The 10954-nt window shown below is 54.2% G+C and carries 8 protein-coding genes; all 8 read left to right on the forward strand.

The genetic code is table 11. The features are described from left to right. The first annotated feature begins 391 nt into the window (after positions 1-391). A complete protein-coding gene (locus ACGLWX_RS17245; RefSeq protein WP_396241569.1) occupies positions 392-1540 on the forward strand; it encodes a polysaccharide export protein in 1149 nt (382 codons plus the stop codon). A gap of 50 nt (positions 1541-1590) precedes the next feature. Next, positions 1591-2031 (forward strand): low molecular weight protein-tyrosine-phosphatase, encoded by a 441-nt coding sequence (locus tag ACGLWX_RS17250; protein ID WP_396241571.1) that lies wholly within the window; start codon positions 1591-1593, stop codon positions 2029-2031. 38 nt (positions 2032-2069) lie between these two features. Then, on the forward strand, positions 2070-4301 hold the full coding sequence (locus ACGLWX_RS17255) for a polysaccharide biosynthesis tyrosine autokinase (RefSeq protein ID WP_396241573.1): 2232 nt from the start codon (positions 2070-2072) through the stop codon (positions 4299-4301). A 310-nt stretch (positions 4302-4611) separates the two neighbouring features. Further along, complete coding sequence (locus ACGLWX_RS17260) at positions 4612-5940, forward strand: lipopolysaccharide biosynthesis protein (protein ID WP_396241622.1); 1329 nt, start codon at positions 4612-4614, stop codon at positions 5938-5940. Continuing rightward, positions 5924-7003 carry a polysaccharide pyruvyl transferase family protein gene (locus ACGLWX_RS17265; RefSeq protein WP_311962090.1) on the forward strand — a complete coding sequence of 360 codons (1080 nt, stop codon included), beginning with the start codon at positions 5924-5926 and terminating at the stop codon, positions 7001-7003. The genes ACGLWX_RS17260 and ACGLWX_RS17265 overlap by 17 nt, the downstream gene beginning before the upstream one ends. Then, positions 7000-8010 carry a glycosyltransferase family 2 protein gene (locus ACGLWX_RS17270; protein WP_311960167.1) on the forward strand — a complete coding sequence of 337 codons (1011 nt, stop codon included), beginning with the start codon at positions 7000-7002 and terminating at the stop codon, positions 8008-8010. The genes ACGLWX_RS17265 and ACGLWX_RS17270 overlap by 4 nt, the downstream gene beginning before the upstream one ends. A gap of 106 nt (positions 8011-8116) precedes the next feature. Continuing rightward, positions 8117-9838 carry a hypothetical protein gene (locus tag ACGLWX_RS17275; protein ID WP_396241575.1) on the forward strand — a complete coding sequence of 574 codons (1722 nt, stop codon included), beginning with the start codon at positions 8117-8119 and terminating at the stop codon, positions 9836-9838. Next, a complete protein-coding gene (locus ACGLWX_RS17280; protein WP_396241577.1) occupies positions 9838-10935 on the forward strand; it encodes a glycosyltransferase family 1 protein in 1098 nt (365 codons plus the stop codon). Before ACGLWX_RS17275 ends, ACGLWX_RS17280 begins: the two co-directional genes overlap by 1 nt. Positions 10936-10954 lie beyond the last annotated feature (19 nt).

The following is a 10954-nucleotide window of genomic DNA, read 5'->3' on the forward strand; positions in this document are numbered from 1 at the left end:
TACTTAGAGAGTTATGGGCCGTTAAGTGGATATGCATTAAAAGGGTTTTGTTAATCATAATTGACCCTCGCTTAGAGATCGAAATCAATACGTTATCGCTGGCAAGCAAGAGACTACGCTTTAAAGCTCTTTTTAAGGCGTTTTTGGACAGGCTAGAAGGCTCCCATGAAATGTTTTCCATGCGTCATGCATTATTAGTAGTGACGTGGTTGTGCAGACTAGTCCTGCTGGTGTCTTGCGCAAGCCTGTAGCGTGTTTAGAGACATTGCGGCTGGTTTAGCACAGCAGATTTAGGTAGCATTGCCGCTCATTTAAGAGCGTGTTTCAAAGTATTCAAGGTATCTGCTGGCGCTAGCCGTGCAGGTGGATTTTTTTACATCGAGTAAAACGGATGTTTCAGCCATATCTCGTCTTCCGCCCTTTGCGGCGGCTATCTCTTGCTGCGGTTTACCTGAGCGCTCTTGCCGGTGTGCTGACGCTTTCCGGCTGTGCGCTGGCGCCGGGCGGGCACCTTGATGCCAATACACAAGCCGCGCCCATCGATAATCTAATTGATGTTCAGCCCATTACGCCGGGGCTTTTAGCGACCATGCCTCAAACAGGCAACCGCGCTACGCCCATGCCAGACGAGCTTCGCCAGGCAATCGATGAATGGGAGTACCGGATCGGCGCCGGCGATGTGCTGAGTATCATCGTATACGATCATCCTGAATTGACCATTCCCGCCGGCAGCGAACGTGGAGCGGAAGAGGGCGGCAATCGAGTACGCAGCGACGGCACTATTTTTTACCCCTTCGCTGGCCGTGTACAGGTTGCCGGGTTGACCCTCGAAGAGGTGCGCGAACTGCTGACTCAGCGCCTGAGCGGCGTTATTCAAACGCCTCAGGTGGACGTTAGCGTCGCTGCTTTTCTCTCACAGAAGGTGCAGGTAAGCGGTGCCGTAGCAAATCCGGGTAGCGTACCCGTCACGACCGTACCGCTCACCTTAATCGATGCCGTGAGCCAGTCGGGGGGCGCGACCGAGCAAGCGAACTGGCACGAGATATATCTGACTCGAAACGGCGTAGAGCAGCGCCTTTCTCTGTTCAGGCTGCTGCGTGAAGGTGATCAAACCCAAAACCGGTTGCTGCGAGATGGCGATGTGCTGCACATACCCAGCGCTGAAAGCCAAGCGGTTTCCGTTATGGGGCAGGTGAATTCGCCTGGTAATGTTCGTTTGGGTAGCGAACGGTTATCGCTGTCTGATGTGCTGTCACTGGCGGGCGGCGTCAATGAAGTCACCGCCGAACCTTCGGGCATCTTTGTCATTCGCGGTAATGAACTGGGCAGCGACCGCTTGGCGACCGTTTATCAGTTGGATATAAGCAATGCCGCTGCCTTCGTGCTGGGAAGCAGGTTTGGAATGCAGCCCAACGACGTGGTGTACGTGACCACCGCGCCGATTGCCCGCTGGAACCGTGTGATCAGTCAACTCCTGCCGTCCGTTCGCTTGCCAGGCTATGCCGCAGGCAGTATTTCCGACTCACGTGATCTGCAATAAAACTCTGATATAACGTCGCCATAACGATTCGAAGCAGGATAGTCACCGCCATGTTTCAGCATATTTTAGTGGTATGTGTGGGCAACGTATGCCGTAGCCCCGTGGCGGAGGCCATGCTTCGAAAGCGCTTGCCGGGCAAGCAGTTTTCGTCTGCCGGGTTGGGCGCGCTGGTAGGTAGCCAAATCGATGCCAATGCTCGTGCCTTGGCTGAGAAGGACGGGGTCGAGATGGGTGACCATCAGGCTCGCCAGCTTACCCGAGAGATGCTCGATCGCGCCGACCTGGTACTAGTCATGAGCGACCAGCAGCGTCTGGCTGTCGCAGAGCTTTCCCCAGCCGCGCTTGGCAAAACGATGCGGCTAGGACAGTGGCTTGAAAATGGTCGGGGCAAGGATATCCCTGACCCGTATCGAAAAAGTGCGGAAATATTTCAGCACGTTCACCAGCTAATGGATCAGGCCGTACAAGCCTGGGTCTCGAAGCTGGCGTAACGTCGCCCCTGAATAGCCAAAATGGATGTAGCCAAAGCATGAGTGATGTGACGGCCCAGCGCCCTGTTGGAAACGATAGTGATGAAATCGATTTAGGCCGCCTATTCGGTCTGCTGCTGGACAAAAAGTGGTGGATTGTGGGAATCACCGGGATATTCGCCGCTATTGGCGTTCTCGTGGCCTTGAGCGCAACGCCTGTTTACCAGGGGGATGCGCTGGTACAAGTCGAAAAGCGATCGTCGATCAACCCGCTGGAGGGGTTGGGCGACATGCTGGGGCCGGAGAGTGAGTCCTCGACGTCTGCCGAAGTGCAGATTTTGCAGTCGCGCATGGTGCTAGGCCAAGTGGTCGATCGCATCTCGCTCGATACCGTAGTAACACCTAATACGCTCCCCCTTATTGGCGGCTTCATTCAGCGCCGCGGTATCAATCGGCCTGACTTCATGCAAGGCCACGCAAGTGTATGGGGTAACGAGAGTATCGATGTCGGCCGACTCGAAGTGGACGATGCCTACCGTGGTATGCCCTTCACCCTGAAAGTAGAAAACGAGTCTGCCAGCGAGTACTCGCTATGGTTAAACGGCGAGCGTTTGGGTAATGGCCGGGTAGGCGAATTTAGCAGCTTCCTTGAGGGCGCCGTACAGGTGAGCGTGGTAGAGCTCTCTGCTACTCCGGGCGCTGAATTCATCTTGACCAAAGCGGTTCGCTCCAATGCTATTAACCACTTGAGAGGTAATCTGAGCGTAAGCGAGCAGGGTGGTGGTGGACGTGGCGGCAGTACCGGCATCTTCAAACTCACTTTGAAGGGTGAAAATAGGCAGGCTATTCGCCGCTCTCTTAATGCAGTTATAGAAACGTTTTTGACCCAAAACGTCGAGCGGCAATCCGCTGAGGCCGAACAGCGCCTGGCGTTTTTGGAAGAGCAGTCGCCGGAACTGCGCGAGCAGCTCAACTCCGCTGAAAACCGTCTCAACGAATACCGGGTCAACGCCGAAAGCGTGGATCTTAACAGCGAGTCTCAGGCAGCAATCAACCGCTACATCGCGTTGGAGCAAAACCTCAACGAACTGGAACTTCAGGAGGCGGAGCTGTCTCAGCGCTTCACTCCAAACCACCCGAGTTACCAAGCGCTTTTACGCCAAAAGCGACGTCTACAAAACGATTTGGATCAGTTGGACGAGCAGGTCAGCCAGCTTCCTGAAACCCAGCAGGAGATCGTTCGTCTAACGCGCGAAGTGGAAGTGACGCAAGCCATTTACGTTAACGTGTTGAACAAAACCCAAGAACTACAGATGACCCGCGCCGGCACCGTGGGCAACGTGCGTATCATCGATGACGCCCTCGTAGGCGGTGGCCCTATTGCGCCGAGAAAATCGCTCATCGTAATAGTCGCGACACTGCTTGGGGGAATGTTGGCCGTTGGAGGAGTGCTGGCGCTGGGACTTCTTCGCCGGGGAATAGAATCCGCCGAACAGATCGAGCAAAGCGGATTGCCGGTATATGCAACGATCCCGCTATCGGAAGCGCAGCAGAAACTGGTACGTAAAGTAAAAGGTAAAAAAGATAAACGAAGCCATCAGGTCATCAGCGGCATTTTGGCCAAGCACGACCCTACCGATCTTTCCATAGAGGCGCTGCGTGGTCTTCGTACTAGCCTGCATTTCGCGATGATGGAAGCCAAAAATTCATGTTTGATGATCACCGGTTCGAGCCCCGGTATCGGTAAGAGTTTTATAGCGGTGAACCTGGCCGCCGTGTGCGCTCAGGCAGGGCAAAAGGTCCTCGTAATTGATGCGGACATGCGCAAGGGCCACATTCATCATGCATTTGGTGGGCAAAGCGCCGAAGGCCTTTCTGACGTACTTTCTGGTCGCAGTGGCTGGCAAACACAGGTGCGCGCAAGCCAAGTAGAGGGGCTGAGCTATATGTCTCGAGGCATCGCGCCGCCTAATCCCTCCGAGCTATTGATGAGCCAGCATTTCGCTCAGCTACTTAGTGAAGCCGAGCGGCAGTTTGATCTGGTGATCGTGGATACTCCGCCAGTACTGGCAGTGACCGACCCCGCCGTGGTGGGTAGTCATTGTGGTACGACCTTGTTATTGGCACGTTTTGAAATCAATACGTTGAAAGAGCTACAGCACGCAGCTCGCCGACTGGAAGCGGCAGGCGTAGTGGTGAAAGGTGCCATTTTGAATGCCATGGAGAAAAAGGCGGCCAACAGTTACGGCTATGGCTACTACCAGTACAGCTATAAATCAGTCAACGAGTAAACCCTCGCTCGAACGGCCTGGCTGGTTTGAAAGCTCAAGTCAGGCCGCTCGAGCATCAATAATGCGCCTGGTTAGCGCCCTGGGAGCTATAACGAATACTGCGGCCCTTTGGGCCCGCGGTGGGAAAGCGTAGCGAGGCACAGGGTACGGTTGGAGACGCGGGATTACATCCTGGTGATTTTTGCGCAGTAGCCTATCAGGGATGTGTTTCTTCAAGACGTTGAACAAGGCTACGAGATAGTAGGTCGCCTCCCATCAACCGGGTGTGGAAGTTTCATGAGTATTATCGACGGTATGGCGCTATTAATTGATGAATAGTCTAGCTCTGGGCAAGCTGCGCGTACGCGCGAGTAAATTCAGCAAAAGTAGTTTCGTGCGCAACGTTGTTGCCGTGGCAACGGGCATCGCAGCGGCTCAGGCCATTTCGCTTGCTTTTATGCCGCTTCTTACTCGGCTTTACGGCCCCGAAGCGTTCGGTGCGCTCGCCGCATTCACGGCAGTGATCAATATCATTTCACCCATTGCCACACTTGGCTATGCCAATGCGATCGTGATGCCGCAAACCGAGGAGGGGGCTACGGCGGTCGCTCGGCTGTCACTCGTTTGTGCTTCTATCATGGCACCGGTCGCGCTTGTGATCGTTTTGCTTTTTCGCGCACCGATTGCCCACTCGTTGGGGCTGGAAGCAGCACCGTACTTGTTGTATCTGATACCCGTGGCTTTACTGTTAAGTGCACTATTGTCAGTGGCAAACCAGTCCGCGATTCGAGAGGGGCTTTTCAAGCAAAAGGCGCGCTCCTACGTAGCCAGTACGTTTTTAATGAATCTGGGCAAATTGGCCGGTGGTCTTTTAGCCCCTCACGGCTTGCTGCTGATTATTATCATGATAGGGGGCAAGGCGCTTAACTTCACCATGTTGCTTTCCCGCGTCCCCAAAAAAGGCGCTTTCGAGGTGCGCCGCTGGTTCGGACGTGCAGGTATTCGCAAGGCCGCGATCGAACAGCGTGATTTTGTGCTCTATCGCATGCCGCAAAGCATGATTAATGCAGCGTCTCTCGGACTTCCGGTGCTCGTCCTGACTTCCTTGTTCAGCGCTTCCATTGCCGGGCAATACTCCATCACCACATTGGTTCTCGGCGCGCCGATCATGCTGCTTGGGCAATCCGTGCTGGAGGTTTTTTTCCCCCGCGTCACAGAAGCCGTTCGTCGAAATCCCGCGAACGCGTTGCCGTTGATACAGCGTGCCACGCTTGGGATGGCGTGCATCGGGATTGTTCCCTTTGGTGTCATCGCTTTATGGGGGGACATCTTGCTTCCCTGGTTCTTTGGCGATGAATGGCTGCGTGCTGGTGAATACTCGCGTTGGGTTGCCTTATGGATGGCTAGCGTTTTAGCGACCCGACCCGCGGTCTCTTCAATGCCGGTATTGCGCATGCAGGGAACACTTCTCATTTATGAAGTCGCTATTACTGCTGCTCGGGTACTGTCGCTTTTCATTGGCGCCAATCTCGGGAACGACCTCGTCGCAGTAGCGGTTTTTGCGCTCGTTAATGTAGCAGGATACCTGGTGCTTCTCTTACTCGTTTTGAGAAAGGCAGCGGCAATAAAACGGAGAGGCAACGATGCTTACATCACTTAAAAGTAAAATACCCTTATCGATCAAGCAAAAATTGCAAGGCGTGCTGTCTGCACGACGCATGCAGCTTCCCGACGCGCCACGCTGCTTCGTCTTTTTGGCAGCGGACTATGGAAACATAGGCGATCTTGCGATCACGGCTGCGCAACAAAACTATCTTTCGCGGCACCTGCCCAACCATCAACTCGTATCGGTGCCCATTAGCGATACACGGGCAGTGATTCGCTCGATACGCAAACAAGCGGTCAAGGAAGACGTCGTCACGATCATCGGTGGCGGCAACATGGGGTCTTTGTATCCTGATATCGAAGCGTTGCGACAGCTGGTCATTCGTTCCTTTCCACGCAATCGGGTGGTGTGTTTCCCCCAGACGCTTGATTGGGATGACTCCGAGCAGTCTCAGCGTGCGGTCGACAGAATCGTGCGGGTATATTCGAGGCATCAAAACCTTTATCTACACGCGCGCGAAGCCGTGAGCTTTGAAAAACTCAAAAAGCTGTTTGCCGACCATAAAAAGCCGGCAGTGCGTTTTGTTCCCGATATCGTTCTCAGCGCGACGGCCGTCGATTTCGGGGTCAATAATAGTGTCGAGCCACGTGGAGCGCTGCTTTGTTTGCGAGACGATCGTGAGCGTTCGTTAGGCGATCATCAGCATCAAACGCTTTTGAAAGCTCTCACCGATGCAGGACTGGTGACCGAGGTAACCGATACCCATGCAGGTGGCTCGCGCCTTTCTTCAGAACGCTGTGCCGAATTACTGCAGGGAAAACTCAGTCAGTTTCAAAGTGCGCAGCTTGTGGTAACCGACCGCCTTCATGGCATGATCCTGGCCGCACTGGCGGGAACTCCGTGCCTGGTTTTACCCAACTCCAACCATAAGATTCGTCAAACCTGGACAGACTGGTTGCGTGATGTTCCTCAAGTACGCTTTTTAGAGCTTGGCGAGCTTTCCAATATCGACGGGATCGTTCAAGACGTTCTCGCCATCCCGCGTCGCGAGCCTGCACACCCAGTGATAGAACCCGCACATTATAACGATCTCCGTATGGCGGTTGCTGATTCATGATTTCTGACACCTCTCCACTGGTATCCATTATTGTTCCCGTTTTCAACGTTGAGTTTTATCTCGACGAATGCCTGGATTCGGTTCGTCGCCAAACCTACGGCCGCCTTGAAATCATCGTGGTAGAGGACTGCTCGACCGATGGATCGCTGGCCAAGCTCGATGCCCACCTTGAAGACGACCGCGTACGCGTGATTCAACACGACACGAATTCGGGGTTGTCGGCGGCACGAAATACCGGTATCGAAGCCGCCCAGGGTGAGTTTGTGCTGTTCGTGGATTCGGATGATGCGATCGCACCGGAACTGGTCGAGACATGCCTTGCTCGAGCGATCGAAACTGAGGCTGATGTGGTGATGTTCGATTTTGCTGTTTTCCATGACGGCGAACCGCTGCCGGGGAGCGACGGGCGTATCGATATGCATCAAGCACGCTCGCTTACCGAGGTCGAATACTTCAAACTTCCGCATTTTGCTTGGCTGAAGTTCATTCGAGCTGAGCTTCTGGATGATCCACGGTTACGGTTCCCGGTAGGGCATTACTACGAGGATTGGCCGTTTCATTGGGAACTGGGATTCTTGACCCGAAAAATCGAACGCATTCCCAATCGCTTTTATCAGTACCGGCAGCGCTCGGGTTCGATCACCGCCGCCGGGGATCGCAAGCTTTTGCACATCTTCTCGGCACACCGGCTAATTCTCGACATCGTTGAGCGCCACTCTGCCTCGGTGGGCGTTCGGCAACTACTGGCGACTAAAATTTACCGTGGCATCTGGTTTGTGGTGATGACGATTCAACATGACTTTCTGAAAGAGGCCTTGCTAGCCGCGCGCAATCACCTTGCCAGCACTCGAAAAGCGCGACAAAGCGCATCACCTGCGCCCAGGGTTAAAGTGCTGTTGGCCGCCCTTCGACTGCCTAAGCCTTTCGCCTATAGCTCTATTCGCTCCCTTCGTGCGGCGTTGTCCAGGCTTTCATCTTATCGCCGCAATGCCACGTCGTCTGCCTAGTCACCGAACGGGATATCACTGCTTTATGGCTCAGTACGTATTTATAAAATTTCGAGACCCGACTGTATCGGGGAGCGCGCTTTCTCGACTCGAGAGCATTTGTGAGATGTTGACGCCCCATTCGCTTCAGGGACGCTGTAACCACATCGTCGCCGAGTGGCCGGGTGGCTCGGGCGGCTATTACGCCATTCAAAATAGCGATAGCGTATCCGATCAAGCTGCCGGGCAACTGACCATTGGGTGGGTAGCCTCTGATGAGGATGAAGAAGCGTCAATGGAGCGTCACAGCGTGCAGGCAGACGGTTCTTACGCGGTTATTCAGGCGAATACTCAGGAAGTATCTTTTTTTACTGATCAGTTCGGCTCTCGCACGCTTTGGTACTACATGGATGACGAAATGCTCGTCGTCTCCACTTCGCAGCGAGCGATCGTTCGATTCAAGGGCGCATTCGCTCCCAATCAAGCGGCCACCGGCTGGTTTCTTTCCTCCGGTTGCCAAGGCCCCTTCGCGGCCTGGGATGAAAAAATCGTACAGGTGAAACCTGGTCTTGAGTATGTTCTGGATGTGAGTCAATGGCAGATCGACGCTCGTCCAAAACCGGGCATTGCGCTGCCACAATCGGGTAAAGAGTCGTCTCAAAACTACCTGGACCAGTTCGAATCCCAGGTGATCGATACGATCAAAAAGATCGTGGGCTCCCATGAAGCTGGTGAGGTGTTGTTGCCTTTGTCCGGCGGTTTGGATAGCCGGCTGCTACTGGCGCTTTCACGAGAGGCCGGCGTGGCTTCCAACGTCGAGCTGGTTAACTGGGGCATCGAACAGCGAGACACGGTTTTCGATGACAAACGCGCAGCGCAGCGTATTGCCGATACCTACAGAAAACCGCTTTTGGATCGGTTTCTGCCTACGCAAGGCGGTGACTACGACGATGTGCTGGACAGATTTGTAGAAGCCTCGGAAGGCAGGATTGATCACTTTAATGCCTATACCGATGGCTTCTCCATGTGGGATGAGTTTTATCGCTCGGGTTTTCGTTGTGCGCTACGGGGAGACATTCCTTTTCCGACCGCCATCTATGCCGATCAGCTTTCTGCAAGGCAGCAACTGGGGTTTGCCACGTTCGAGGATTATGCGAACACACGGCATTTTTCAGCGCTCTTCGACCAACGCTCAGCGTCACTTGATGTCGCGTTGTTACCCGGAGAAACGCTGGTTCAATGGCGGGATCGCCTGTATGCCAGCTATCGCATCCCCATGGTGGTTTCGGCATTCACCGATCTAGTGAGTGGCCATGTTGAAAATTACTCTCCCATGATGAGCTGGTCGTTGTTCAAGGCGTACGTTGCGCTTCCCGACCATGCCAAGGGGGATAAAAAACACATTAGAACGCTTTGGAGAAAGCACGATCATAGCGGCGTGCCGTCGCATGCCGAGGGGTCTCTAGCGTCTCCGGTTTCGTTTTTTCAAAACACAACCGGACGTCGATTCATGAATGACTACCTGACGACGCTTCGCCAGAGTCAGCGCTTTCCCACCCCGGTGCTGGATATGGCATCCGCACCCTCCGAAGAGAACGATCAACAGACCCCCACACGATCAGCTAAATTGTTGCGAACGGGGCGTAGCTGGGTCTCCAGACACTTGCCGCGAAGCCTCAAAGCTTATCTCAAGGCCAAGCGACCTTATAGGCTATCGCCACAAACATTGGCTTACCGTTTGGTTCTCGTGGATAAAATTTTAAACATGTATGAGGCCGACGCAAAACAGGGAGCTGTCCAGCGCCCGAACGCTCAGGGAACCGCTCATTTGGCTCAGGGAAAATCGTGATGGCGTTAGCACGTGTACTGCATGTCGTCGGCCGCATGGACCGTGCGGGGGCAGAAACCATGGTGATGAACCTGTACCGTGAAATCGACCGCAGCCGGTTTCAGTTCGATTTCGTCTACTTCACCGATGAGCGCTGCGATTACGATGACGAAATAGAAGAGCTGGGCGGACGTATTCATCGAATCAACGCGACTAACCCAGTCTCCCGCTTTTGGAAACTCTATCGTTTGCTATGCAGCGGTGTCTGGAAGACGGTCCATTCACATACGCTTTTCAGCAGTGGCCTGCACTTGATGGCTGCTCGTATGGCCGGTGTACCTTGCCGGGTCGCACACTCTCACAATACGCAAGATGCCAATAGCGCAAGCCGGGCTGGCCGGCTTTATCAGCGTGTAGCCAGACGCCTCATTGTCATGTCGGCCACACGTTTCGTCTCCTGTGGCAGGGCGGCCTCGAATTATTTGTTTCCCGGTAGAAAGGACGTGGTGGTTATCCCGAATGCCGTCGATATCGAGCGGTTTTCACAGGCATCCGGTATAGCGGTGCGCAACGAGCTCAAAATTAATAGCGGGGAGATAGTGATCGTGCAGGTGGGACGCTTCATGCCCGTTAAAAATCATGAGCGTTCGATTCTCATTGCGAAGGCACTAAGGCAAAAAGCAGTGGATTTTCAGTTGCTCCTGGTTGGCACTGGACCTGAACAGGACCGTATTCGGGACCTGATCCTTGAACATCGTCTTGAAAGCCACGTACAAGTGCTCGGTTTGCGAACCGATATCCCCGAATTGATGGCGGCTGCAGACGTAATGCTAATGCCATCGCTACACGAAGGCTTCCCAGTAGTATTGGTCGAGGCTCAGGCGGCGGGATTGCCAGCAGTGGTTTCCAATGCTGTCTCGCCAGAAGTGGAATTGGGCATGGACATGGTGCGTTTTGTCGAGCTTGAGGCTAGCGATGCCGATTGGGCGCAGACAATACTGTCCGCGGCGACCGCGGACCATCCTGAAAAGCATGTACGCCACAGGATTCTGGAACAGGCAGGGTTTTCATCCGCGGCGGGTGCGCGCCGGCTCGAACAGGTATATAACGCTGCATGATTGCGTATTTGCTGCTACT

This window comes from Halomonas sp. HMF6819, assembly GCF_044335525.1.
GTDB lineage: Bacteria > Pseudomonadota > Gammaproteobacteria > Pseudomonadales > Halomonadaceae > Vreelandella.

Bases quoted from the DNA above. Each gene is read 5' to 3' on its own strand.
- ACGLWX_RS17245 (WP_396241569.1), top strand. From the start codon at position 392: ATGTTTCAGCCATATCTCGTCTTCCGCCCTTTGCGGCGGCTATCTCTT.
- ACGLWX_RS17250 (WP_396241571.1), top strand. From the start codon at position 1,591: ATGTTTCAGCATATTTTAGTGGTATGTGTGGGCAACGTATGCCGTAGC.
- ACGLWX_RS17255 (WP_396241573.1), top strand. From the start codon at position 2,070: ATGAGTGATGTGACGGCCCAGCGCCCTGTTGGAAACGATAGTGATGAA.
- ACGLWX_RS17260 (WP_396241622.1), top strand. From the start codon at position 4,612: ATGAATAGTCTAGCTCTGGGCAAGCTGCGCGTACGCGCGAGTAAATTC.
- ACGLWX_RS17265 (WP_311962090.1), top strand. From the start codon at position 5,924: ATGCTTACATCACTTAAAAGTAAAATACCCTTATCGATCAAGCAAAAA.
- ACGLWX_RS17270 (WP_311960167.1), top strand. From the start codon at position 7,000: ATGATTTCTGACACCTCTCCACTGGTATCCATTATTGTTCCCGTTTTC.
- ACGLWX_RS17275 (WP_396241575.1), top strand. From the start codon at position 8,117: ATGTTGACGCCCCATTCGCTTCAGGGACGCTGTAACCACATCGTCGCC.
- ACGLWX_RS17280 (WP_396241577.1), top strand. From the start codon at position 9,838: ATGGCGTTAGCACGTGTACTGCATGTCGTCGGCCGCATGGACCGTGCG.